The sequence below is a fragment of the Rhodococcus zopfii NBRC 100606 = JCM 9919 genome (assembly GCF_001895025.1).
Classification (GTDB): domain Bacteria; phylum Actinomycetota; class Actinomycetes; order Mycobacteriales; family Mycobacteriaceae; genus Rhodococcus; species Rhodococcus zopfii.
The window spans coordinates 70595-95215 of the sequence record NZ_BCXI01000019.1 but is presented as its reverse complement, the minus strand read 5'-3'; the positions used below and the strand labels follow the sequence as shown (position 1 = coordinate 95215).

Genomic DNA, 24621 nt, shown 5'->3' with positions numbered 1-24621 from the left:
TGCTGTTATCGGGTGGGGCGGATAGTCCAGGTCACACGACGCGTTCGGTGGGCGTCGTTCCGGATCACTCTTCGATATCCACGAGATGCGTCTCGAAGACGCCGTTGTTCTGCTCATCGGTGATGATGGTCGTGTTCTGCTCCTGGCTTTCCAGAAGGTCCGCGGACGTCGCGTACGGGTTGAAGGCGTTGGTCGCGATGTCCTCGGGCTTCAGGTTCTCCGAGCCGGGAAGTGGGTCGCCCACCTCCGCCACGAGATCCCACCACAGCTGCAGGCTCGCCTTGTCGAGGAGTGCGTTGGGCGCGTAGTGCCAGTTGGTGGTCTGTTCTACGGGGTATCCGGTTGTCTTGCCTGCGATTTCGGCGGACTCCTGGGGGTGGGCGTTCGCCCAGTTCGCCGTTTTCGCAATGATTCCGACGAATTCGCGTGCTGCGTCCGGGTATTTCTGGAGCCACGCGTTGCTCGCGACGTACGGTGCCTGACCCCCGAGGGGACCCCAATCGTCGAACGAGGTGAATGCCTGCGTGAATCTGTCCGGCTGGCTCAGCAGCACACCCACGAGAGGCGGGTGGAAGACGCCGAGGTCTACCTCGCCGCGCTCGATCGCAGGGGCGATCAGCTCGGCCTTGAGTTCGAGGAAGTTCACCTTGTCGAGATCCACACCGTTGTTCTTCAGGTAGCGCTTGATGACCAGGTCGGTGCAGCTGTTGAATCCGGACAGACCGACGGTCTTGCCCTCGATGGCCTTCAGGTTGTCCTTCGTGATGTCCGAACCTGCTCCGGTGAAGTAGGCCATGTGCGGCTCTTCGGGTAGGTCGAGCATGCTGGACGCGATAGCGGTGAACTCGAATCCCTTCACCTTGCCGTCGATGTCGTTGTTGAACATCCCCGTCGCGATGTCGATCGCGCCCTGGTCGAGCAGCTGGACCGCCGGCACAGCCGTCGCCGGGCCGACGTATTCGGGCCGGACGCCGGCGTCGTCCCAGTAACCCAGCTCGTCGGCGATCCGGACCAGAGACAGAGCAGTGGGTGAGTTCGCGAAGCGGAAGACCACCACGTCTTCGTCATCAGCGTTGCTGCATCCGGTCAGGATCACCGGCGCTGCAACCAGTAACGCCGACCATGCGGAGAACTTCTTGATCATGCTCTTGCTGCCGAACATGCTCATGTTTGCGCCTCCATGCGTGTTGTGCCGCCGCTCACAGAATGCCCTTTCGTACAGTGATTTTCGTTGCGGATTTCCAGTCGCCTGGTCGTCCTCGGGAAAGATCTCGATTGAAAGATAGGCGCGACTGCCGACTTCACATACGAAAAAACTCACCCTGAGGAGTTTCTGCGATGTTGCTCCGTGCGCGAGCGGTTCGAGGGCGTGTGAAGGCATGGGCAGGGCCCGAAACGATCCGACGACCGGGCAAGACGAACCGTTGTCGACGCGTATCACCCGGTCGCGATGCAGGATTTCGAACCCAGGTTTCCGACGAAATCCGTTCTGGCGCGTAAGGGTGCAGTTGCCGCGGTCGTGACGGTGTAACGAGCGTTGATCGAGTACGGCAGGGCGGGCCGGCCGGACGATGGTGTCGTGCGGTCCCGCGTACACGAGCGTGGCGTGGTCGGAGTGTTTCGCAAGAGCCGAGCAGGTGTCAGCTTCTCCTTCCAGTGCACGGCGAGGAGATTCGAATTCACCAGACTGTTGCCGGTTGGGTGGTTTGCAGGTTTAACTTCACGGAGGTCCCGTCCCGATGAAGAAGGAACGCCTATGGAATACCGCAGGATTGCCGGTGTAGCGGCGACGATCGTTGCGGTGACGGTGACAGTCTCGGTGCCGTTTGCCTCCGCAGATCCCGCCGTGCCGGCCGTGCCGGTGATCGAGGCCTTTACTCTTCCCGAACTGCTCGGGCCGTATCCGTCGGACATCCCTGCACGGGGCACCTACATCGGCGTGCTGGACGGATTCACCGAGATCCGCGACACGCGCCCCGACCTGATGCAGCGCAACCTCGACCGGGGAGTTGAGATCAACAACGCGGCGGTCCCGGTCGAGCAGCAGCGCGCTCTGTTCGACCACAACCACGACCGCCTGTTGTCGCTGTCCGACGGACTCGGGGGCGGACTCGGCGAAGTCTTCCGGACCGCGCTCGCCGAGCATCGGCTGCCGAAGGTCGAGGCGTTGCTCGCCGGGGACCTCGCCCGCGCCGGCGGCATCCTGAACTCGACGCTCCTGGAGAAGGGGCACTGGAGCAATCCGCGGCCCTTCGAAGTCGTGCCCGAACGCATCGTCGCCTACCGCGGTGACGGCGTCAGCGGCGCCGCGGACCCGTTCACCGAGGTGTACGGCACCGATTCGTACCCGTCCGGACATGCGGCGCAGGCGTACTGGAAGGGCATCCTGCTCGCCGGGATGCTGCCCGAACTGGCACCGCAGATCCTGACCCGCGCCTCCGAGATCGGCCACGGGCGCATCGTGCTCGGCGTGCACTATCCACTCGATGTCATGGGCGGCCGCATCATGGGGCAGGCGGCCGCGGCGGACCGGCTCGGCGATCCGGCATTCGTGCGGCTCATCGACGAGGCCGGTGCGGAACTGCGGACCGTGCTCGAGGCCGCGGCCGGGATGCCGCTGGGCGCCTACATCGCCGCGGACACGCCGTACCGCACCGCGGAGGCCGCCGGCGCCGAGTTCCGCGCGCGGCTCACCTACGGATTCGAGCGGATCCGCCCGGACATCACGAACGACATTCCCGCCGAGGCCGCGGCGTTGCTGCGCGCGGTCGCGCCGAACCTGACAGACGAACAGCGTCTGGACGTGCTGCGGCAGACGGCGATCCCGGCCGGTTATCCGCTGGATCGGACCGGTCCCGAGGGCGGTTGGCTGCGTATCGATCTCGTCGCCGCTTACGAGTCTCTCGGCGTGCACTGATTCCGGTTCGACACCGGACACCGGTGGCCGATCGGTACTCACCGATCGGCCACCGTCCGTTCCGGTCACAGGGATTTCAACGCTTCAGCGGGACCGATCCGTGGATCTAGCGTCGTGGGCACGACATTCACAGCTCGTCCACGCGGCCCGAGGAGGCGTGACATGACCACGACCGAACAGCGACTCGTTGTCGAACCACTGTCCGGCTGGACCGGCGCATCGATCCACGGAGTGGATCTGTCGCGGCCGCTGTCCGACGAAGAGATCGCTGCGATTCGTGACGCGCTTCTGCGTTGGAAGGTCGTGTTCTTCCGCGACCAGGATCTCGACCACGACCAGCACCTGCGATTTGCACGCTATTTCGGGGCACCGACCCCCGCGCACCCACTTTTCGATTCGATCCCGGACCCGGACTATCCGACGATCTACCCGATCTTCCGTGACCGCTTCAAGGCTCGGGTCGCGAGCACGTCCGGCTACGACCGGCCCGGCTGGCACGCCGACGTCACCGCCGCGGTGAATCCTCCGGCAGCGTCGATCCTGCGTGCGGAAGTGCTGCCGCCGTACGGCGGCGACACCCAGTGGTCGAATGCCGTCGCCGCGTACGAGGGATTGTCGGCGCCGGTCAGGGCCCTCGCCGACGGCCTGCGCGCCGTGCACCGGTTCAGCCCCGGCGCGGGCACCACCCCCACCGACGACTACCTGCGGCGCGTCGAGAAGCGTCCGCTGCTCACCGAACATCCGGTCGTGCGGGTGCACCCGGAGACGGGGGAGAAGGCGCTGTACGTGAACCCGGGCTTCACGACGCATCTCGTCGGGGTGTCGCCGCACGAGAGCCGCAGGTTGCTGGAACTGTTCTACGACGAGCTGACGCGCCCCGAGTACACGGTGCGGTTCCGGTGGGAACCCGGTTCGATTGCGTTCTGGGACAACCGTTCCACGGTGCACCTCGCGCCGCGCGACCTCACCACCGACGACGATCGCCGCCTGTACCGCGTCACCCTCGTCGGCGACATTCCGGTCGGGCCGGACGGACGGGAATCGGTAGCGCTGGAAGGGGAGCCGTTCGAGGCGATCTGAGCCGGCTACCCGAGGTCCTGCTTCAGGGCGTCGACGACGACGGTGACGGGGCCGGTGCCGTCGGGGCTGGGGATGTCGCTGTTGACCGTAGCCACCAGGATCGTGCCGGATGCCGGCAGATAACCGGCGTAGGTGTTGTATCCGGGCAGTTCGCCGGTGTGCTCGAGCCATCCCCGGTCGACGCCCCAGCCGAAGCCGTAGGCCCGTTCGGGGGTGGCCGGGGGCAGGTCGTAGTTGAACGACTCGAGCCGGTACTGCTGGGTCGCGGGGGAGAGGATGACCTCGCCGGTGCCGAGTGCCTTCGCCCACAGCTGCAGATCGTCGATGGTGGAGACGACGGCGCCGGCCGCCCATCCCCACGACGGGTTCCAGTTCGTGGCGTCGGCGGTCTCCCCGTCCGGCTGCCCCTGCTCGGTGATGCCGGACAGGTGCGGCTCGGGGAACGCCGCGTCGGCCGGAAGGAAGGTGTCGCTCATGCCGAGCGGATCGAACAGGAACTCCTGGAAGTAGTCCGCGAGGCTCTGCCCGCCGACCTGTTCGACGACGAGCCCGAGCGCGACATAGTTCGAGTTGGAGTATTCGAACTTCTCGCCGGGCGCGAAGTTCGGCGGGTCGCCGCGCACCACGTCGAGGAGTTGTTCCGGCGTCCACGGGGTGTCGGGGTCCGCGAACAGCTTCTGCTGGAATCCCTGGTCGAACGTGTAGCTGGGAATTCCGCTGGACATCGTGGCGAGTTGCTCCAGCGTCGCGATGTCACCGTTCGGGAGGCCCGGCACGTATTTACCGATCGGGTCGGTGAGCTCGAGCCGGCCGTCCTCCCACAGTTGCAGGATCGCGGTGGCGGTCATCGTCTTGGTCAGACTGCCGATGCGGGTACGGTCCTTCGGTGTCGGGGGCCGCTGGTCGTCGACACCGGCGACCCCCGCGGTCCCGGTCCATTCCCCCTCGGGACCGATCACCCGCGCAACGATGCCGGGAAACCCGATCTCGCCGTGCAGGCTGTCGATGGATTCCTGCAGCCGGTCCGCCATCGCGGAATCGGCGCTCTCCCGGGCTTCCGTGCCGGTCGCGCTCGTCGTCGACGACGAGCCCGTTTCGTTGTCGCTGGTGCAGGCGGGGACCAAGGCGACTGCGGCGGCGGTCAGGAGGATCGGGAGTCTGCGCATGGGGGCTCCGAGGGTGGGCTGGGTGGACGTTTCGTCCGGATCAGTATGCGGCCGTTCGGTCGGACTTACCGGTCGATCACCGAATCCGCCCGCGCCGCCGCGGCTCCGTCCTACCGTGGGGCGACGGATCGGAGAATCGATGAAGCCGCTCATCCAGGTGTCGCAGCAGGTGCATGACGCTGTCGCCGGCGGGCGACCGGTCGTCGCGCTCGAATCCACGATCTTCACGCACGGGCTCACCCCGCCGCGCAATCTCGAGGTCGCGTTCGAGGTCGAACGGAACCTGCGCGACGCCGGGGTCGTGCCGGCAACCGTCGGAGTCGTCGGCGGCATCCCGACGGTCGGATTGTCGGACGGTCAGATCGCCGCGCTCGGAACGGAGCCGGGCGTCGAGAAACTCGGTGTCCGCGACCTTCCGGTCGCCGCGGCGAAAGGCATTTCGGGTGGAACGACCGTGGCCTCGACCGCGGTTCTCGCCCACCACGCCGGGGTGCGGGTCTTCGCGACCGGCGGCCTGGGTGGGGTGCATCGCGGTGCGGCGTCGACGTTCGACGAATCCGCCGACCTGACCACGTTGGCGTCGGTGCCTGTCCTCGTCGTCAGTGCAGGGGTGAAATCGATCCTCGACATTCCGGCGTCTCTCGAACGTCTCGAAACCCTGGGCGTGCCCGTCGTCGGATACCGGACACGGCGGTTCCCGGGCTTCTATGTGCGCGACAGCGGTTGCACGATCGACTATTCCGTGGAGTCGCCCGCCGAAGCCGCGGCGATTGTCGATGCCCGCGACCGGCTCGGCTCGAAATGTGCTGTGCTGCTGGTCAATCCGGTGACCGAACGTGCCCAACTCGATCCGGAGTTGCACGATCGGGTGCTGCACGAGGCCGAGCAGGCGGCCGCCGCCGCCGGGGTCACCGGCAAGGCGACGACGCCGTTCCTGCTCGACCACCTGCATCGCGCCTCCGGCGGCCGCAGCCTCGACGTGAACGTCGCGGTCTACCGCGCGAACGTCGCCCTCGGCGGCGCCGTGGCCGTGGAACTGGCGGCGCGTCCGACGTGAGCGCGCACTGGGTGCTGCACGTCGACCTCGACCAGTTCATCGCTGCGGTCGAGGTCCTGCGCAATCCCGCACTGGCGGGGCGACCTGTGATCGTCGGCGGTCGCGGCGACCCCACCGAACGGGGCGTGGTGTCCACCGCGTCCTACGAGGCCCGCGAGTACGGTGTCGGGTCCGGAATGCCGTTGCGGGTCGCGGCCCGCAAGGTCCCCGACGCGGTGTTCCTGCCCGTCGACGCGGACGCCTACACCCAGGTGTCGGACGTCGTGATGGACACTCTGCGCGGGCTCGGTGTCGTCGTGGAGGTCCTCGGCTGGGACGAGGCATTTCTCGGCGTGGACACCGACGATCCGGAGGCGGTCGCGCGGGGTGTGCAGACCGCGGTGTTCGACGCGACGGGACTGCACTGCTCGGTGGGCATCGGAGACAACAAGCTCCGCGCCAAGATCGCCACCGGATTCGGCAAGCCGCGCGGGATGTTCCGGCTCACCCGTGACAACTGGTTCGCGGTGATGGGCGACCGCGGTACCGACGCTCTGTGGGGCATCGGGTCGCGCACCGCGAAGAAGCTCGACGCGCTCGGTATCCGCACCGTGCGGGATCTCGCGGCGGTGTCGGAACCGGACCTGGCGGCGCGGTTCGGGCCGAAGACCGGGCCGTGGCTCGTCGGACTCGGCCGCGGTGCCGGCGGCACGACCGTGACAGCCGAACCGTGGGTGGCTCGGTCGCACGGTCGGGAGGTGACATTCCAGCAGGACGTGCGCGACTGGGCGCAGGTCGCCGAGCATGCGCGCCGGCTCGCCGCGCGCGTCACCGACGACATTCTCGCCGAGCGGCGACCCGGCGTCCGGGTCGAGGTCAAGATCCGGTACGCGCCGTTCACCACCCACACCACCGCCCGGGCACTGCCCGAACCGACGCTGGACCCGCGGGTCGTCGCGGACACGGCGGTCGCGCTGCTGGACCGGTTCGATCACGACCGGCGGGTGCGGCTGATCGGGGTGCGGGTCGTGATGACCGAACCGGGATCGGGCCGTGACGACGGAACGGTGCCGGTCAGCGGGTGACGCCGTAGAACCGTTCGACGCGCACCCGCAGCAGCAGCCGTCGGTCGGTGACCATCGCCGCGCGGAACTCGTCCCAATCCGGATGCTCGCCCTGGACCTGCCGATACAGTTCGATCAGCTGCTCGACGGTCTCGTCGTGTGGGAGCTTCGAGACCGGGGACAACTCGGCGTATCCCTCCGCGACCGCGTAGGACCAGCCGTCGGCGGAGTCGACGAACATGCTCACCCGTGGGTCCCGTCGCAGGTTGCGCGTCTTGGCGCGATCGTCGGTCACCGAGACCGAGAACGTGCGGGTGCGGGTGTTGTAGTGGTGGACGATGTTGGACAGCTGCGGCCGGCCGTCCCGTTTGAGGGTGACGAGCGTCGCGAGTTTCGTGGTGGTGAACAGCGCTTCGAGAGGATCGGTCGATGCCATGCGCCCAGACTAGTGCCGCATCGAGGATCGGTGCAGGAAGATCCTGCGTATCAGGCGGTTTCGAGAGACGAACCGATGATCTCGGCGAGTTCGCGTGGAGCATCGCGGTGCACGGCATGGCCGGCCCGCGGCACCGCGAGGATCCGCGCGGCGGGATTGCGACGCCGTACCTCGTCGGCGTCGGCATCGGGCACGAAATCCGATGCACCACCACGGATCAGGGTCAGGGGAACCCCGATGCCGGCGAGATCGTCCCACAGGGGAGAAAGATCGTGGTCGTCGGTGAGCCGCGTCGAGGGCGTCACATCGAGGACGATCGCGCGGCGCACCAGTTCCGGAACGATAGCGGCGAGACGGATGGTCGCGAGACCGCCGAGGGAGGCACCCACCACGGCTTCGGCGTCGGGGGCCCATCGGCGGACGGCGTGCGCGACCGCGTCGGCCGCATGCCAGGGGGAGTGGTCGGGAGCGTCGAAGGGCGTCGAATGCCCGTGCCCGGGCAGGTCGACGGCGAGCGCGGGCAGTCCCAGCGCGAGGTTGAGTGCATCCCAGGCGTGGGCGCCCTGCCCGTTGTCGTGCAGGAACACGACGCGAGGAGGTGCGGTGGCCCAGAGCAGTGAGCTGACATGCACGCCCTCACGGATATCGGTGCCGACACGTTGCACCACCGGTGGGGCATCGAGTTTCAACCCGAGCGCGGCGGCGTTCTCGGGAAGCAGGGCGAATTCGTCGTCCGAGGGATACGAGACCATGGGGTCCTTTCCGCGCTCGAAACCTGCGCGCCGGGGTGACGGCAGGCCTATATCTTATTTCTCGGCGGCGTCCCGTCGCGGTAGTTGTGAACGAGCACATCCAGAGAAGTCTTGGCGCGGGATGCTGGTTGGGTGCACCGAAATCTCGGTACACCCAACCAGCATTGCGGGCATTGCCGGGACCGGACACATCTCGAGCGGATGCTATGTTCCTATTCCATGGAACCCGGGAATAGCGAGGAAATGGACAAGTCGTCCGTCTTCGAGGCTCTCGCAAAGGTTGTCAAAGCGGTGGCGAACGGGCGCCGACTGGAGTTGATCGAGCTGCTCGCGCAGGGCGAGCATGCGGTCGACGCACTGGCTCGGATGTCCGGGATGGGCGTCACGACAACCTCGGCGCATCTGCAGACGATGAAACAGGCGGGGCTGGTCAAGACACGACGGGAGCGGACCACGATCTATTACCGGCTCGCGGGCGACGACGTCGCCGAGCTGTACCTGGCTGCGAAACGCGTCGGCCTGCAGCGGTATCCGGTTCTGCGCCAGTCTCTCGTCGAGTACATGGGCGAGGCAGACGGGTCGTGCACACCGACGATCGACCCGTCGGCGGTGACCCCGGACATGACCGTCGTCGACGTGCGCCCCCGCGCGGAGTTCGACGCCGGGCACTTCCCCGGCGCCGTGTCGATCCCGCTGGCTGAACTCGAAGCCCGGTTCCACGAAATCCCGCCCGGCGCAGAGGTTGTCCTGTACTGCCGGGGTGAGCTCTGCCGTTTGGCACGTGACGCGGCGCGTTGGCTGTGCGAACGCGGCGTCGATGCAAAGGCCATGGATGAAGGCGTCGTCGAGTGGCGCGCGAGCAAGGAGGTCGACCTCGGTGTCGCGTAGTGACGCACGGACCGCGGACGTGACCGTGCCCGACGAAGCGGAGCGGCGCAGGGTGCAGAAGCGCACCCTGATCGTCGTCGTCGTCAGCCAGGTCCTCGGTGGCGCCGGCCTGGCAGCGGGAATCACGGTCGGTGCTCTCCTGGCACAGCAAATGCTCGGATCGGACAGCCTGGCAGGTTTGCCCACCGCGTTGTTCACCCTCGGATCCGCGTTGGCGGCGCTCCTCGTCGGTCGTATCACGCAGGCACGCGGTCGAAGAATAGGGCTCGGGCTCGGATTCGGTGCCGGCGGTGTCGGCGCCATCGGCGTCGTCCTGGCAGCGATGAGCGACAGCGTGCCCCTGTTGTTCATTTCGCTGTTCGTGTACGGCGCCGGGACCGCAACCAACCTGCAGGCACGCTATGCCGGAACCGATCTCGCGCCTGCGGCACGGCGCGGCACCGCGATCAGCGTCGCGATGGTCTCCACAACCCTCGGCGCTGTCGCGGGTCCGAATCTCGTCGAACCGCTCGGCGACTTCGCGACGCAGCTCGGGCTGCCCGCGTTGTCAGGACCGTTCCTCCTCGCTGCCATCGCCTATCTGGCTGCCGGCGCAGCGTTGTTCACCCTCCTGCGACCGGACCCGTTCCTACTGGCCCGCCGGATCGAACTCGCCACCGCGACAACGACCTCCGCGGACGCCGTCACCGCGAGAGTCGGAGTGGGCGCCTACGTCGGTGCCACCGTCATGGTCCTCACACAGGTTGCGATGATCGCAATCATGACGATGACCCCGGTGCACATGCGCGCCCACCACCACGGTCTCGGTGACGTCGGACTGGTGATCGGCATCCATGTCGGGGCGATGTATCTGCCGTCGTTGGTGACCGGGGTCCTGGTCGACAAGGTCGGACGGCTTCCGATGGCTGCCGCCTCGGGCGTGACCCTTCTGCTTGCCGGTGTGACTGCGGCGCTCGCGCCCGGTGACTCGCTCACTCTGCTGATCGTGGCATTGGCCCTTCTGGGCATCGGCTGGAACTTCGGATTGATCTCCGGAACCGCGCTGGTCGTCGACGCCACGGTTCCGGAGAACCGGCCGCGGACCCAGGGCAGGATCGACGTGCTGATTGCGCTGGCGGGTGCCGGCGGCGGCGCCCTCTCGGGTGTGGTGATGTCTGCGACCGACTTCGCCACGCTGTCGCTCGGTGGCGGGATCTTGGCGTTGATCCTGATCCCCGTGCTTTTCTGGGCCCGGCGCGACCGGAGAGCGACCCTCGAGCCGGCACCTCACTGACGAAGATCCTCAATGCCCGTTGCCGCTGCCGGCCTGCGTGTGTTGCGCGGCGAGGGCCTCGGGCATCGGCTCGTGCCGCAGGTAGCCGCGCGCGAACTCGGCGGTGCCCTGCGTCAGTGCGCGCAGGTCGACGGGATAGCGTGCCAGTTCGAGTTCGGGGACCTCGGCGCGCAGCAGCGTCGTGCCCGGACCGGCGTTCTCGGTGCCCAGAACCCGGCCCCGCCGGGCCGAGAGGTCGCCGAGGACCGCGCCGAGATAGTCGTCGGGCAGCACGATCTTGACCGCGTCGACGGGTTCGAGCACACGCATCGTCGTGTGGGTGGCGGCGTCGCGCAACGCGAGCCCCGCCGCGGCCTGGAACGCCGCGTCCGACGAATCGACCGAGTGGGCCTTGCCGTCGACGAGCGTGACCTTCACGTCGACGAGGGGATGCCCGGTGGCCACGCCCTTGGCGGTGGCCGTGCGCACACCCTTCTCGACGGACGGGATGAACTGGCGGGGCACGGCACCGCCGACGACGTGTTCCTCGAACAGGACACCGCTGCCGACAGGTAGCGGCTCGACCTCGATGTCGCACACCGCGTACTGGCCGTGTCCACCGGACTGTTTCACCAACCGGCCGTGGCCCTTCGCCGAGCCCGCGAACGTCTCGCGCAACGCGACCCGGTAGTCGACGAGGTCGACGTTCACGCCGTGCCGATTGCGGAGTCGGTCGAGGACGACCTCCGCGTGCGCCTCGCCGGTGCACCACAACACCAACTGGTGTGTGTCGGGATTGTTCTCGAGTCGCACCGCGGGGTCCTCGGCGGTCAGCCGGGCGAGGGCCTGTGCGAGCTTGTCGTCGTCGCTGCGGGTGTGACCCTCGACGGCGACGGGCAGCAGCGCCTCCGGCAGCGGCCACGGATCGAGCACGACGGGGTTCTCCGGGTCGCACAGGGTGTCGCCGGGTACGGCGTTGGTGAGTTTGCCGATGCACACCAGATCCCCGGCGACCGCGTCCGGCACGGGACGCTGTTGTTTGCCGAACGGGCTGGTCAGCGTCGGGATCCGTTCCGTGGCGTCGTCGGTGTGGCCGGGTCCGCTCAACCGCACGAAAGTGTCGGGGCGCAGTGTGCCGGCGTAGACGCGCACGAGGCTGATCCGCCCCACGTACGCGTCGCCGGTGACACGCACGACCTGCGCGGTCACCGGGGCGTCCGCGTCGGCGGCCGGGGCACCGGGGCGGCGGTGCGTCGGATCGGGGAACACCGCGGCGATCAGGTCGAGAAGTTCGGCGGCACCGACGCCGTAGTCGGTTGCCGCGGACGCGGGATGGAGTGCGCACGAGATCATTTCGCGTCGTATCCCGTCGGCGAGGGAATCCGTGTCGAGGGTTTCACCCGCCAGGTAGCGCTCCATCAGGGAGTCGTCCTGACCGGAGATCGCCTCGACCAGGCTTTCCCGGATCTGCGCCAGATCCGGAGTGTCGCCGGGGTCGCCGTAGGTGCGGCCGAGCAGCACGTCCACCGATCCGCAGGGCCGGGAGCCGTCGTAGGCCGGCACGAACACCGGGCGCAGCGTATCGGGCCCGAGCCCGAACGCGTCGTGACATTCGGTGAGCATCTCCTCGTACCCGCTGCGCGCGATGTCGAGTTTGGTGACGACGATGCCGCGGGGAAGTCCGGCGTCGGCGCATTCGCGCCACAGTGCTCGGGTCGCGGCGCTGATCGGATCGGTCGCCGAGACGACGAACACCGCGGAGTCCGCGGCGCGCAGGGCGGCGCGGACCTCGGCGTCGAAATCGGGGTGGCCCGGGGTGTCGATCACGTTGATCTTGGCGCCGTTCCATTCCAGCGGAATCACGGCGAGCTGCACCGACCGCCGGTGCTGTTGTTCGATCGGTTCGAAGTCCGAGATGGTGGTGCCGTCCACGGTGCGGCCCGCGCGCCCGACAGCACCCGCCGCCAGCGCGAGCGATTCGGCGAGGGTGGTCTTGCCGACCCCGCTGCACCCGATCAGAACGACGTTGCGTAGCTGGTCCGGGCGTTCGACGACGGGCGCCCGTTCGGTTCGCGCCGAGGTTCGATCGGGCATCGGAGTCTCCTCCCGTGGCATCCGTGCCACCGCTCGACACGGCCTTCGCCCAGGGTAGCCGTCTTGACCTGCACCTGAGCCCGGTTTCGCCGCCCTGCAACGCTCGACGAGGTCGGCGAAGGGCGGCGGCGCTCACCGAGACGCGGTGAATGCCAATCCGCTCACGCTGCAGGACGGGCGGATTCCGAATCGGCGAGCGAGTCCGGAGCCAGGTGACAATCTCTCATGACGTCAGTACACGTCGCGCACGTACCGCTTCTCGCGCTTGAGGCCGGTGACGTACGCGGCGGCGGCGTCTTCGGACAGACCGCCGTGCTCGGCGATGATCTTGTGCAGCGCCCGGTCGACGTCCTTCGCCATCCGGGAGGCGTCACCACAGATGTAGAAGTGGCCGCCGTCCTCGAGCCACGCGAACAGCTCGGCGCCGTGCTCCTTCATGCGGGTCTGCACGTAGATCTTCTCGGCCTGGTCGCGGGAGAACGCCAGGTCCAGGCGGGTCAGCACACCCGATTCCACGAACTCGGTCAGCTCGTCCTCGTACACGTAGTCGCACGCGCGCCGCTGGTCGCCGAAGAAGAGCCAGTTCCGGCCCGTCGCGCCCCGCGCGCGGCGTTCCTGCAGGAAACCTCGGAACGGGGCGATCCCGGTGCCGGGACCGACCATGATCATCGGTGCGGTGTCGTCGACGGGCACCCGGAACGCCTTGTTCTTCGTCACGAAGACGCCGGCGGTGCCGTTCTCGCCGACCCGGTCGGCCAGGAACGTCGAACACACGCCGCGGCGTTCGCGACCGTCGGTGCCGTAGCGCACCGCCGCGACCGTCAGGTGCACGCTCTGTTCCGTCGCGTACGGGCTCGACGAGATCGAGTAGGCGCGGTGCTGCAGCGGCTTGAGCAGCGACAGGAACTCCTCGGCGGCCAGCTCCGGGGTCGGTTCCAGGCGCAGCACGTCGAGAATGTCACGGCCCCACAGCCAGTCGTCGAGTGCGGACTTGTCGCCGTGCCGCAACACGTACGTCAATTCCTCGTTGCGGGTGCGCTTCTCGACCTCCTCGAGCAGGTCGATGTTCGGTGCGGTGATCTCGTAGCTGTAGGTGAGCAGCTCGGTCAGGGTGCGTTCGTGCCCGGCCGGGACGACCGTGCCGTCCAGGCCGAGCGTGTCGAGCAGTGCCCGCACGAGCTCGGAGTCGTTGACCGGCACCACGTTCAACGCATCGCCGGCCTCGTACTCGAGGCCCGACCCGGCGAGGTCGAACTCGTAGTGGCGGATCTCCTTGCCGGACCCGTCACCCGACAGCAGCCGGTTGACCGTCACCGTCGCGGGGAACGGATTCTTGCGGTTCCACTGCGACTTCGCGCGGGCCGGGGCCGGGGCCGCGGTGGCGTCGCCGTGGATGCCTTCGACGGCCGCGACCAGCGGCAGGGTCTCGGCGATCCAGGTGGCGGCGACGTCCTCGTAGTCGGCGTCGCAGTCCACGCGCGGCACGATGCGCTGCGCGCCGAGTTGCTCGAGCCGCATGTCGATGAGCTTGCCGGCCTGACAGAACCCGTCGTAGCCGGTGTCGCCGAGCGCGAGCACCGCGAAGTCCATGCCTTCGAGTCGCGGGGCGGACTCGGCCGACAGCGCGTCCCAGAACAGTTCGGCGTTGTCGGGCATCTCGCCCTCGCCGTAGGTGGACGTCACGATGAGCACGCGGCCCAATGCCGGGAACCGGTCGAGGTCGACGTCGTCGAGCGCGTACACCGTCGGCGTGAATCCGTGGCCGCGGGCCGCGGCCGCGGTGTCCTCGGCGACGGATTCGGCGTTGCCGGTCTGCGACCCGTACAGGATGTGCAGCGCGGGCGCCGAACCGGCAACGGCGGTGGTGTCGGGGCCGGTCGCGAGCAGGCGGGTCTGCATGCCGGCGAGGAACCCGGCGAGCCAGGACCGCTGGTCGGTGGTGAACGGGGCGTCGGTGGGGATGAACGGGGTCATGCGGAAGCCACCTCCGTGGACAGGGCGGGCGACGGGGTGAGCAGATCCGGGACCGCGTGTCGCGCGAACAGCTCCTCGTAGCCGGGCAGGCGGCCGATGGAATTTCGGTTCTTCCTGTCCTGCAACAGAATCCACCCGTAGGTGCCGGGCGTGTGCACGGAACGGACGTTGCGCAGCGCCAGCGACCGCTTGTAGTCGGTGAGGCGCTTGTCGGCGACGAGCACGGCGAGTTCCTCGTCGGTGCGCTCCGAGATCGCCTCGAGCGCGTACCGCTGCAGCTTCTTGACGAGGAAGAAATCCTCGGTCAGCAGCAGGTTGCGCACCGCCTTCTGCACGGCCGGGTCCGCGGCGTCGGTGGCGCCGGGGATGCGCTGCAGCGCCATCGACTGTGCGGCGGCGAGCACCGTGTAGTTGTTGAGCAGCGCGAACATCGCCTCGCTGTCGGTACCGTCCGGGGTGACGCCCCCGGCGACGGGCGTGCCCTGCTGGTAGTCGGTCTTGAACTTGCGGACCTGATGTTCGACGAGGGCCGCGGCGACCTCCTCGGCGAGGTCCTTGCGGGACTTCGCGGCGAGGATCTCCCCGGCGTCCTGGTACTGCAGCAACGCCCGCGGCATGCCGTACACGAAGTGCGCCTGCTGGGCCTGCCAGTTGTCGAGCAGGAAGCGGGCCTTGACGGAGCCGGTGGCCTCGACGTGACGGTGCAGCAGTTCGAGCACGGCCGCGTTGTGCACGGCCGCCTGCGGGTCGTCGCCGGTGATCGCACCGAGCACGATCGAGTCGGCGCTGGCCTTGCCGGGCGCCAGCCCTTCGGGGTCGTACTGATAGACGAACCCGCCGGACATGCCGTTGCCCAGGCCCTTGCCGAACCCGCCGAGGTTGAGCACGACACCGTTGGTCATGTACTCGCAGGCGAATTCGCCGACCCCCTCGACGACCGCGGCGGCACCGGAGTTACGGACCGCGAACCGGTCGCCGGCCTGCCCCTGCACGAACAACCGGCCGCCGGTCGCGCCGAACAACGCGAAGTTGCCGATGAGCACGTTGCCGCCGTGATCGGCGGACCCGCCACCGGGGGAGAGCACGACGATCTCGCCGCCACACTGGCCCTTGCCGACACCGTCGTTCGCGGTTCCGGTGTGCACCAACGCCATTCCGTCGTTGCAGAATGCACCGAACGACAGGCCCGCCGAGCCGGTCGTCGTGACGGTGACGGCGCCGTCGCGCAGCCAGCGGCGGCCGCGCTCGTCGCGCAGCGCCGCGGGGATCTCGCCGAGCTCCTCGTGGCCGAGCATCCGCTCGATGTCGATCGCGAGTTGCGCGCCGACGCTCTTGTTGCGGTTGGTCAGCGCGATCCCGTCGCCGAGTGCGACCGCGGTCTCGCCCGCGTCGACCAGCGCCGCGCGCAACTCACCGATCCAGCGGTCGTCGAGTCCGTAGTCCTTCTCCAGGTACGCCGGGTTCTCGACGTGCACCTCCGGTACGACGGTCAGCATGGCGCGCAGGTCCAGCTTCCCGACGGACGACGGGTGGTCGAGCAGGTGCAGCAGATCCGCTCGGCCGCGGGCATCGCGCAGCGACCGCAGGCCCAGCCGGGCCAGCAGCTCGCGGGTCTCGTGCGCGACGTTGAGCAGGTACTGCGCCATCGCGCGCGGATCACCGTCGAACACCTCGGGATTGGTGGTCAGGCCGGCCGGGCACTTGACGTTGCAGTTCTTGGCCATCACGCACTTGAGCATCATCAGCGCGGTGGTGCCGAACTCGAAGCTGTCGGCGCCGAGCAGCGCCGAGGTGATCACGTCGGACGCGGTCTGATGCGCGCCGGAGCAGCGCAGCACGACCTTCTCGCGCAGGCCGTTCGCGCACAGCGCCTGGTGCACCTCGGCGACGCCGATCTCCGCGGAGCGGCCCGCGTACTTGAGCGAGGTGACGGATGCGGCACCGGTGCCGCCGGTATTGCCCGCGACGTTGATGACGTCCGCGCCGGCCTTCGCGACACCGACGGCGATGGTGCCGATGCCCTCGGAGGACACGAGCTTGACGACGACCCGGACGCGGGCGGCCTTGCAGTCGTGGATCAGCTGCGCGAGGTCCTCGATCGAGTAGGTGTCGTGGTGCGGCGGCGGCGACACCAGTTCCACGCCGGGCGTCGCCCCGCGCGCGGCGGCGATCTCCACGGTCACCTTCGCCGCGGGCAGCTGACCGCCCTCGCCGGGCTTGGCGCCCTGGGCGATCTTGATCTCGATTTCCTCGAGCATCGGGTCGGCGAGGTAGCCGGCCCACACCCCGAAGCGGCCCGACGCGAACTGCTTGATCCGCGAACCGCGGATCGTGCCGTAGCGGGAGATGTGCTCGCCGCCCTCACCGCAGTTCGACATGCCGCCGACCATGTTGGTGCCGTGCGCAACGGCCTCGTGCGCGTTGGAGTTCAGTGCGCCGTGGCTCATCGCGCCGGAAGCGAGGGTGCGGGTGATCTCGTGGGCGGGCTGCACCCGGTCCAGCGGCACGCTGTCCGGTGCCTTGCGGACCAGCGCGAGGTAGTCGCGGGCCTGCCCGGAGGCCTGCACGGTGACCGTGTCGCCGTAGCAGCGGTAGCCGATGATCTCGTCACCGAACCGGGCGAGCAGCGACTCGGCGAGCGCATCGAGACGCTCGGCGTCGTCGGCGCGCGGGCCGGTCAGGCGCAGCACGAACTCCTCGTCGCCGACCCGGGCCGCGGAGATGCCGCGCACCAGCATGGAGTTGTTGCCGTAGCGGGCGAACCGGCCCATCTCGCGGCGGAACTCGTCGGCGGTCGTGGCGTAGGTGACGTCGGCGGGGGTGGCCAGGACGTCGCGCAGCGCGGCGGGACGCTGCGCACGCTCGTCGGCCATGGTGCGTGCGAACGCCCGGTAGCCGGGGGTGATCGTGAACCGGTCGATCTCGTCGGCGGTCAGCGCCCGGAATCCGCCGTAGCGGTAGGCGTCGTCGTCGAGGCCGTGGGCGTCGCCGAGCCGGTGCAGCGGCAGCAGCCGCAGCGCGTCGGTGAGGTCGGGTTCGCCGTCGCGGTCGCCGGCGGGCAGCGTGATGGGTTCCTCGGTCATGTCGACGAAACCGCGCACCGCGGTGGTGCCGTAGGAGTGCCCGGCGCCCTCGGCGCGTTCCTTGAACAGGCCGAGCAGCGGCAGGTCCTTCTCGGTCGTGACCGTCAGGGCACGCTGATGCCAGTCGGCGACCGCCTGCGCGATCGTCGCGAAGCCGACACCACCGACCGGTGTCCTGACGTTCGGGAACCAGCGGCGCAGCGCGTCGTCGTCGGTGTCGAGATAGCTGGGCTCGAAGAACTCGCCGCCGATGTAGGACTCGACGGTGCACAGCCCGACGCGGCCCATCGTCTTCATCAGCGACTTCTCGGCGGCCTTGCGGAACTTCAGGAATGCGGCATCGGCCTCGTCGCCGTACTTCTCCTCCGCGCGCATCTGCACCGTCAGCGGGTACACGGCGGCGGCCCCGAAGCCGAGGCTCGCGGCGATGTGGTGCGAGGAGATCAGCTGGCCGGACTCGACGATCACCGACACCCGCAGCCGCAGACCCTCGTCGATGAGCCGCTGGTTGACGGCGGAGGTGGCCAGGATCATCGGCAGCGCGGCCCGATCGGTCGCGATGTGCCGGTCGGTGAGTACCGCGATGCCGCCGGATTCGCGGGCGAACGCGACGATCTCGTCGGCGACGGCCTCGACGGCCGCCTCGAGGGCAGCGGCATTGGCGGCCGGATCACCGAACACCGGCGTGTACAGCATCGGGAACCGTCGCACCGGGGTGTCGGCCTGCTCGCGGATCCGCAGCATGTCCAGGTGGGTGAGGATCGGCGACGGCACCACGATCTGCCGGGCCTGGGCGGCACCGGACCCGGGGCGCGCACCGAGCGCGACCCGCAGTGTCATGCCGTCGGCCTCTCGGATCGAGTCCAGCGACGGGTTGGTGACCTGCGCGAATCGCTGTGAAAAGTACTTGGCGACCCCGCCCTCCTGGTCGGACAGGGCATTGATGGCGTTGCCGTATCCCATCGCGGAGATCTTCTCGGTTCCCGACGCGAGCATCGGGTCGAGCATGAACCTGAACGACTCCTGGTTCAGCGAGTACGACACGTACCGCTGGTAGCGGTCGAGATCGCCGTTGTAGCGCAGCGGCGATCCGGCCTTCTCTGCGGGGATCTCGGGCAGCGACGCGAGTTCGGCGCGGGCGTCGGCGACGAGAGCGGGGTAGTCGCGGCGCGCGGCGAGCAGCTCGAGCGCTTCGACGCTGCCGAACGAGCGGCCCTGCTCGTGATCGAAGTACAACATGCCGCCGGCTTCGATGCGGCCGCGGCGCAGCACGGTCTCGGGTGCGAAGCCGAACTGGCCGGCCTCGGAGGTCACGCACAGGTATTCGGTGGTCTCGACGGTGCGCAGCGGACGCAGACCGAGCCGGTCCAGGCGGGCGCCGACGACGCTGCCGTTGCCGAAGATCAACGCGGCCGGGCCGTCGTTCTTCTCCTCGTACAGCGAGAAGAACTCGAGCATCGCGCGCACCCGGGGCGGCAGGGTGGTGTCGTTCTCCCATGCGGGCGGCATCATCTGCACGACCGCGGTCACCAGATCGAGATCGTCGTACACCAGCCGCGACGCGAGGGTCTGATCGAAGCGGCAGCTGTCGGACTGTCCGGGCGGACGGATGATGTTGCGGCCCAGCGCACGAGCGAGTGCACCCTCGAACAGCCGGTTCTTGCGGTCGGTGTTCAGTTCGCCGTTGTGCGCCATGAGCCGGAACGGCTGCGCCATCGTCGGATGCGGGTCCGTGTTGGTGGAGAACCGCGTGTGGAAGAAGAGGGTGTGCACCGCATGTGCCGGATCGGCGAGATCGGCGAAGTAGGGGATGACCTCGTGAGAGTTCAAGCGGCCCTTGAGAACCTGGGTGCGTGCGCTGAGCGACAGCGGGTACAGCCCGGCCAGTGCCGGATCGGTGTACGCTTGCGCTTCGACCGCGAGCAGCGTCGTGTGCAGAACCCGATCGAATTCCTTTGCCGTAGGAACGGATTCGGGACGCGCGAAGATCCACTGCCGGATCGGCAGCTGGTACGCGACGGCGGCCGGCCGCAGCACGCTGTCGTCGACCGGCACGTCCCGGACCGCGAGGACCTCGATGTCCTGCGCCGCGAGGGCCGCGCCGATCAGTTCCTCCGCGGCGGGCCTCGATGCCGGGTCGGTGGGGAGGAAGAAGTTGCCGACGCCGAATTCGCCTGCCCAAAGGGTCGTTTCGGTGATCTTGGAGAAGAACGCGACCGACAGGTCGACGTTGACGCCGGCGCCGTCGCCGACACCCTCGGCGGACATGCCGCCGCGGTGCGGGACCACGCACAGGGCCTCGTGACCGCGGGTGAGGACCTCGTGCGTCTGCACGCCGTCCTTGCGTGTGATGAATCCGACGCCGCAGCTGCTCTTGTCGAGAGTGCTGTCGTACAGGCCGGTGCCGCCGGCGTGCGTAAGCAACGGACGTCCTCCTCGATGGATCGTGCCGGCAGCCGCCACAGTGGAGTCCGGTGCGCGGACTCGGTTGATTCGGATGCCGACGTCTGAAATGAGGTAGACGTCGTTGTCTGGCAACCCGCGCGTAGCAAGTTGGAAACCCGCGAGTGCGTTGCCAGCGTACCGCACGAGCCGCCGCGGCCGGGCGCAGTGTTCGTCACAGTGCCGAGCGATCGCTCGGCTAGGCTGCGGTTCGAGAGTGCTCCACGACACACCCCGCCCGCAGAGAGGGAACTGGCATGACCGACGTACTCGACCGCTCCAAGATCTACATCGACGGCACCTGGGTGGACTCCGACGGAACCGGGCGCATCGATGTGATCGACCCGGCGAGCGAGGAGATCATCGCCGTCGTCGCGGAAGGCACCGCCTCCGACGTCGACCGCGCCACCGCCGCCGCCCGCGCCGCATTCCCCGCCTGGTCGGCGCTGACCGGCGCCGAACGCAGCGCCTACCTCGGCAAGGTCGCCGCACTCGCCGCCGACCGCGCCGGGGAACTGACCCAACTCGTCTCCCGCGACATGGGCATGCCGCTCAAACTCGCGGCCGCCGTGCAGATCGGGATGCCGCTGAGCAACATCGCCGCCTACGCCACCCTGGCCGGCGAATACGACTTCGACGACCGGGAGATCGGCAACGCCCTCGTCGTGCGTGAACCCGTCGGTGTCGTCGGCGCCATCACCCCGTGGAACTACCCGCTGCACCAGGTGGTGCTCAAGGTGTTCGCCGCGCTCGCCGCCGGCTGCACCGTCGTCCTCAAGCCCACCGAGGTCGCGCCCCTCGTCACATACGCGCTCGTCGACATCTGCGACGACGCCGGGCTGCCCGCGGGCGTGTTCAACCTCGTCAGCGGATACGGACCGGTCGTCGGCGAAGCCATCGCCGCACACCCCGACATCGACATGGTCTCGTTCACCGGCTCCACCCGCGCGGGCAAACGCGTCGCCGCGGTCGCCGCCGAAACCGTCAAGAAGGTCGCGCTGGAACTCGGCGGCAAATCCGCGAACATCATCCTCGACGACGCCGACCTCGCCGCCGCCGTCACCGAGGGCGTCTCCAAGTGTTTTCTCAACTCGGGGCAGACCTGCACCGCCCTGACCCGCATGCTCGTGCCCGCCGACCGCCTCGCCGAGGCCGCCGAACTCGCCGCGAAGGTCGCGCAGGCCTACACCGTCGGGCACCCCTCGGATCCGGCGTCCAAGCTCGGGCCGCTCGTCAACGCCACCCAGCTCGCCCGGGTCCGGTCCTACATCGACAAGGGAGCGGAGGAAGGCGCCGACCTGGTTCTCGACGGTCGCGACACCGGGCTCGCCACCGGCTACTTCGTCGGCCCCACCGTATTCGGGAACGTCACCGAGGACATGACCATCGCGCGCGAGGAGATCTTCGGGCCGGTCCTGTCGATCCTCGGCTACCGCGACGAGGACGACGCCGTGCGCATCGCCAACGACAGCGAATACGGGCTGTCCGGCGGCGTGTGGTCCGGCGACCGTGACCGCGCCGAGCGGGTCGCCCGCCGGATGCGTACCGGCCAGGTCTACATCAACGGCGGCGCGTTCAACACCGAAGCACCGTTCGGTGGCTACAAGCAGTCCGGACTGGGCCGGGAAGCCGGCGTGTTCGGCCTCGAGGAGTTCCTCGAGATCAAGTCCATCCTGCGCTGATCCGCACAGGACGCACGAGATGACGGCCGGTGTACTGAAACATCCCGCGCCGGCCGTCATCCGGGGCGCTTCCACGTAGTGGCCGCTTGCGACACGCGTAGACCGCTACGCGTGACATTCCTCACGCTCGGGACGATGGTCGGAGTAGAGACGCGAGGAAAGAAGCGGACCATGTACCAGCCGGCAGTAGAGACGACGATCTCGAGCAGCAGCGGCGAACGCGCGCGAAGCATCGGCACGGACGAGGTACGGACCCCGGCCGTGGACGGGCAACGGCTCGCCGGGTTGCGCGAAGTCCTCGAAGGAAAACTCCCCGATCTCGCGCCGTGCGCGCGGCTCCTCGCCGGGGATGCGGAACCGGAGATCCTCGACCGGGCGGTCGCGCGGGCCGTGGCCACGTGGCGCGGACCCGTCGGACCCGAACTGTGCGCGTACGTGCTGTGCTGGTTCGTCTACCTGCGGCGGCCTCGGCAGGCGCATGTCGGCCTGGTCGCCGACGACTGCCCGCACGGCGCGGTGCTGTTCGCGACGCTGCCGCCGACCGAGCAACTGGCGATCGTGCTGGCCGGGTATGCAGAACTGCCCGCCCATCGGATTGCCGCCGTCGCCGGCCGGGTTCTCGCCGAGATCGAGCTGGAATCGGCGGTCCCGATGATCGGGCCGGTCCGTCCTACCGCGGAAGCACGGTGAGGACCCGGACGATGTGGTCCCGGAACTCGGACATGTAGTTGCGCAGGAACGTTTCCGTCGATTCGGTGTGGACGGTGCCGTCGTCGCCGAACACCTCCGGCGTGTAATGGATGTACGCCTCGGGGGCGGTCATCAGCCGGGCATTGCAGAACGCCATGACTCCGCGCAGGCTCTGCTGGCCGACGGCGGTACCGATGGCACCGATGGACGCGCCGATCAGCGCGGTCGGCACATGATCGAACGAATTCTGACCCCACGGCCGCGACGCCCAGTCGATGGCGTTCTTCAGGGCGCCCGGAATGGACCGGTTGTACTCGGGAGAGACGAACAGCGCCGCGTCCACCGCGGCGATCGCCTCCTTCAGCGCCGTGCCCTCCGGCGGATAGTCCGCGTCGTAGTCGGGGCTGTAGAGGGGCAGATCCTTGATGGGGATCTCGACGAACTCGAGATCGTCCGGTGCCAACCGGATCAGGGCCTTCGACAGCGTCCGGTTGATGGACCGCGACGAGAGGCTACCGACGAAGTATCCGACCGTGTAGGTGGTCATGAAGACGAGTCCTTCCAGGCGCGGGAAACCTGAGGGGGAACTTCGCTCGAGTATCCGCCGATCGTGGCGTCGCCACCCTGCTTTCGGCCGACCGCGACTTTCGGTCATCCTGACGGCAAACGGTGGCGACGACCGGGCCGCGGGCTAGCGTCGGCGGTGAACCAACCGGCATTTCGTGAGGAGCACCATGGATCTCGGCCTCGAAGGCAAGCGCGCGATCGTCACCGGAGGCAGCCGCGGCATCGGCCACGCGATTGCCCGGGCGCTGGCGACCGAAGGAGCCGACGTCGTGATCGCCGCCCGTACCGCGCACGACCTCGAACTCGCCGCGAAGACGCTCGCCGACGAGACCGGACGTCGCATCGTCCCGGTGCCCACCGACACCGGCGACCAGGATTCGGTGGATGCGCTCGTGGCGCGGACCGTCGCCGAGTTCGGGGGCGTGGACATCCTGGTGAACTCGGCGGCCACGCCGTGGAGCGCGAACGCCCCGACCGATTTCGCCGCGACCACCGACGATGTGGTGCGCCACGAGATCGAGATCAAGGTACTCGGCTACCTGCGCACCGCGCGTGCCGTCGCGCCGTACTTCGTCGAGCAGGGCTGGGGTCGCATCATCAACATCAGCGGTCTCGGGGCGCGCGCCGCCAACTCGATCGCGCAGACCGTCCGCAACGTCAGTGTGTCCGCGCTGACGAAGAACCTGGCCGACGAACTCGGACCGCACGGCATCAACGTGACGGTCGTGCATCCGGGTCGAACCCGGACCGAGCGGCTCGCCGCACAGGTTGCCGCCCGGTCCGCGGAGACCGGCGTCCCGGTCGGCGAACTCGAACGGGAGCTGGCACGGAACTCGCTGCACCGGCTGATCGACGCGCGCGAGGTCGCCGACGTCGTCGCGTTCCTGGCGTCGCCGCGCAGCGTCGGCATTACCGGCGATGCCGTCGCGGTCGGCGGTGGCGTGCCGGGCGCGGTCTACTACTGATCGGACCGCCCGGGCACGGGAGTGGAGAACGGCGAAGCCCCCGCACCGCAGTGGTGCGGGGGCTTCGTGGCCCGGGGCCAGCGGTCAGGATGCGAGGCGCGTGCGGCCGAGACGCAGCAGCGTCAGCGCGAGGGTGTTGCCGTCCTTGCCGAGCTCGGTGAAGCGGTCCAGGACCTGCATCTCGTGGTTCTGGGCCTCGCGGGAATGGCCGGTGGCCTTCGCCGCAACCCCGATCAGCTGAGACAGCTCGCAGCGCCGCTTGATCACCTCGAGAATCTGGGCGTCGAGTTCCTGGATCTCGTCGAACAGATGTGCGAGTTCGACGTCGGCCGACACAAGCTCGACCTCGGTCGAAACAGCCTGCTCGGCGGTTTCGATGCCAGGCGAATCAAGCTGGACAGTCATGCAGATTCCTCCGGTCTCGTCTGAATCGTCACAGATTGTGTCGTGTCGATCGCCGAAGGTGTTACTCATCCGTACACAGAAATCTGCGTGTCTTCTCCCAGCCATGTGATTCCCCCCGGTGAAACGCC

General features: G+C 68.5%; 18 protein-coding genes. 9 read left to right on the top strand and 9 right to left on the bottom strand.

Going from position 1 to position 24621, the window contains the following annotated elements:
• Nucleotides 1-64: 64 nt before the first annotated feature.
• A complete protein-coding gene (locus tag RZ1_RS14585) occupies nt 65-1597 on the bottom strand; it encodes an ABC transporter substrate-binding protein (protein WP_238071665.1) in 1533 nt (510 codons plus the stop codon).
• A 159-nt stretch (nt 1598-1756) separates the two neighbouring features.
• On the opposite strand from RZ1_RS14585, the gene RZ1_RS14580 reads away from it, so the two are divergent.
• A complete protein-coding gene (locus RZ1_RS14580; RefSeq protein WP_072812899.1) occupies nt 1757-2917 on the top strand; it encodes an acid phosphatase in 1161 nt (386 codons plus the stop codon).
• A 162-nt stretch (nt 2918-3079) separates the two neighbouring features.
• Nucleotides 3080-3997, top strand: a complete 918-nt coding sequence (locus RZ1_RS14575; RefSeq protein ID WP_072812898.1) for a TauD/TfdA dioxygenase family protein — start codon at nt 3080-3082, stop codon at nt 3995-3997.
• 5 nt (nt 3998-4002) lie between these two features.
• Here the strand turns inward: RZ1_RS14575 and RZ1_RS14570 are convergent, their stop codons facing one another.
• Nucleotides 4003-5163, bottom strand: a complete 1161-nt coding sequence (locus RZ1_RS14570) for a serine hydrolase domain-containing protein (protein ID WP_072812896.1) — start codon at nt 5161-5163, stop codon at nt 4003-4005.
• Between the two features lie 139 nt (nt 5164-5302).
• Between RZ1_RS14570 and RZ1_RS31355 the strand changes: the two genes are divergently transcribed.
• Both RZ1_RS31355 and RZ1_RS14560 read left to right on the top strand, forming a co-directional pair.
• Nucleotides 5303-6220 carry a pseudouridine-5'-phosphate glycosidase gene (locus tag RZ1_RS31355; RefSeq protein ID WP_072812995.1) on the top strand — a complete coding sequence of 306 codons (918 nt, stop codon included), beginning with the start codon at nt 5303-5305 and terminating at the stop codon, nt 6218-6220.
• Nucleotides 6217-7284 (top strand): DNA polymerase IV, encoded by a 1068-nt coding sequence (locus RZ1_RS14560; RefSeq protein WP_238071666.1) that lies wholly within the window; start codon nt 6217-6219, stop codon nt 7282-7284. The genes RZ1_RS31355 and RZ1_RS14560 overlap by 4 nt, the downstream gene beginning before the upstream one ends.
• Here the strand turns inward: RZ1_RS14560 and RZ1_RS14555 are convergent.
• Nucleotides 7274-7699 (bottom strand): PPOX class F420-dependent oxidoreductase, encoded by a 426-nt coding sequence (locus tag RZ1_RS14555; RefSeq protein WP_072812895.1) that lies wholly within the window; start codon nt 7697-7699, stop codon nt 7274-7276. The two genes, RZ1_RS14560 and RZ1_RS14555, sit on opposite strands and share 11 nt — an antisense overlap.
• A gap of 50 nt (nt 7700-7749) precedes the next feature.
• Nucleotides 7750-8451 (bottom strand): alpha/beta fold hydrolase, encoded by a 702-nt coding sequence (locus RZ1_RS14550; RefSeq protein WP_072812893.1) that lies wholly within the window; start codon nt 8449-8451, stop codon nt 7750-7752.
• Between the two features lie 219 nt (nt 8452-8670).
• Here RZ1_RS14550 and RZ1_RS14545 point away from each other — a divergent pair, with 219 nt between their 5' ends.
• On the top strand, nt 8671-9339 hold the full coding sequence (locus RZ1_RS14545) for an ArsR/SmtB family transcription factor (RefSeq protein ID WP_072812892.1): 669 nt from the start codon (nt 8671-8673) through the stop codon (nt 9337-9339).
• A complete protein-coding gene (locus RZ1_RS14540; RefSeq protein WP_238071667.1) occupies nt 9329-10612 on the top strand; it encodes an MFS transporter in 1284 nt (427 codons plus the stop codon). The genes RZ1_RS14545 and RZ1_RS14540 overlap by 11 nt, the downstream gene beginning before the upstream one ends.
• 9 nt (nt 10613-10621) lie before the next feature.
• On the opposite strand, the gene RZ1_RS14535 is transcribed toward RZ1_RS14540, so the two are convergent.
• From RZ1_RS14535 to RZ1_RS14525, 3 genes are all read right to left on the bottom strand, one after another.
• Nucleotides 10622-12685, bottom strand: a complete 2064-nt coding sequence (locus RZ1_RS14535; protein WP_072812890.1) for an elongation factor G-like protein EF-G2 — start codon at nt 12683-12685, stop codon at nt 10622-10624.
• Between the two features lie 231 nt (nt 12686-12916).
• On the bottom strand, nt 12917-14659 hold the full coding sequence (locus RZ1_RS14530; RefSeq protein WP_072812889.1) for a sulfite reductase subunit alpha: 1743 nt from the start codon (nt 14657-14659) through the stop codon (nt 12917-12919).
• Nucleotides 14656-20166, bottom strand: coding sequence for a glutamate synthase-related protein (locus RZ1_RS14525; protein WP_072812887.1), 5511 nt, complete (start codon nt 20164-20166; stop codon nt 14656-14658). The genes RZ1_RS14530 and RZ1_RS14525 overlap by 4 nt, the downstream gene beginning before the upstream one ends.
• A gap of 275 nt (nt 20167-20441) precedes the next feature.
• On the opposite strand from RZ1_RS14525, the gene RZ1_RS14520 reads away from it, so the two are divergent.
• Together RZ1_RS14520 and RZ1_RS14515 are read left to right on the top strand one after the other, a co-directional pair.
• Nucleotides 20442-21866, top strand: coding sequence for an aldehyde dehydrogenase family protein (locus RZ1_RS14520; protein ID WP_072812886.1), 1425 nt, complete (start codon nt 20442-20444; stop codon nt 21864-21866).
• A 111-nt stretch (nt 21867-21977) separates the two neighbouring features.
• Nucleotides 21978-22556 (top strand): hypothetical protein, encoded by a 579-nt coding sequence (locus RZ1_RS14515; protein WP_238072083.1) that lies wholly within the window; start codon nt 21978-21980, stop codon nt 22554-22556.
• Here RZ1_RS14515 and RZ1_RS14510 read toward each other — a convergent pair.
• Entirely contained in the window at nt 22537-23103 is a 567-nt protein-coding gene (locus tag RZ1_RS14510) for an NADPH-dependent FMN reductase (RefSeq protein WP_072812884.1), read from the bottom strand. The genes RZ1_RS14515 and RZ1_RS14510 overlap by 20 nt on opposite strands.
• Before the next feature lie 187 nt (nt 23104-23290).
• Here RZ1_RS14510 and RZ1_RS14505 point away from each other — a divergent pair, with 187 nt between their 5' ends.
• On the top strand, nt 23291-24088 hold the full coding sequence (locus tag RZ1_RS14505) for an SDR family NAD(P)-dependent oxidoreductase (RefSeq protein WP_072812882.1): 798 nt from the start codon (nt 23291-23293) through the stop codon (nt 24086-24088).
• An 84-nt stretch (nt 24089-24172) separates the two neighbouring features.
• On the opposite strand, the gene RZ1_RS14500 is transcribed toward RZ1_RS14505, so the two are convergent.
• Entirely contained in the window at nt 24173-24493 is a 321-nt protein-coding gene (locus RZ1_RS14500) for a chorismate mutase (protein WP_072812880.1), read from the bottom strand.
• Nucleotides 24494-24621 lie beyond the last annotated feature (128 nt).